The sequence below is a fragment of the Hymenobacter lapidarius genome (assembly GCF_001816145.1).
Taxonomy (GTDB): domain Bacteria; phylum Bacteroidota; class Bacteroidia; order Cytophagales; family Hymenobacteraceae; genus Hymenobacter; species Hymenobacter lapidarius.
The window spans coordinates 1-488 of record NZ_MDZB01000054.1; the positions used below are offsets into that span (position 1 = coordinate 1).

At 50.4% G+C, this 488-nt stretch carries 1 rRNA gene and 1 pseudogene; both read right to left on the reverse strand.

What is annotated here, in order from left to right:
• Positions 1 to 133, reverse strand: a pseudogene (locus BEN47_RS21920) (IS1595 family transposase); the annotation flags it as partial.
• Positions 134 to 392: 259 nt separating this feature from the next.
• Positions 393 to 488, reverse strand: a 5S ribosomal RNA gene (gene rrf, locus BEN47_RS02215); the annotation flags it as partial.

Here is a 488-nt window from a genome sequence, read left to right on the forward strand (position 1 = left end):
CGGTGCGGGTGCTCAAGCCCGTGAGTCGGGCCGCATCCGAGGCCGTCAAATCCAGGGCAAAAAGCCGTAACAAGTAGCGAAATTTGACCTCGGAAATTTCGCTGCACTTATAATAGCAGTTAGCAAGTTGCATAACAGTAAGTTACGCCCTGTTTTTAGACTTTTGCTTCCTAAGCCCCTAAGTATTTATAGATTGTTCTTAAAAGGCAATTTAATGCGCGATTGTTAAAGCATTCAGTCTTTAGTAGCCTGAATAGTCATGCATATAATGGAAGTACGGAGGTAATTAATACAGTATCACCAGCCCGAACGCAATCAAGGCTAACCATACCACGAACGCAAAACGCCCCCTGCGGCTGGTGAAAGCGGGCGGGGGGCGTTGGGGCAAATAAGGTTGGCGGCGACCGACTCTCCCACCGGTGAAGGCAGTACCATAGGCGCACCGGGGCTTAACGGCTCTGTTCGGAATGGGAAGAGGTGAACACCCG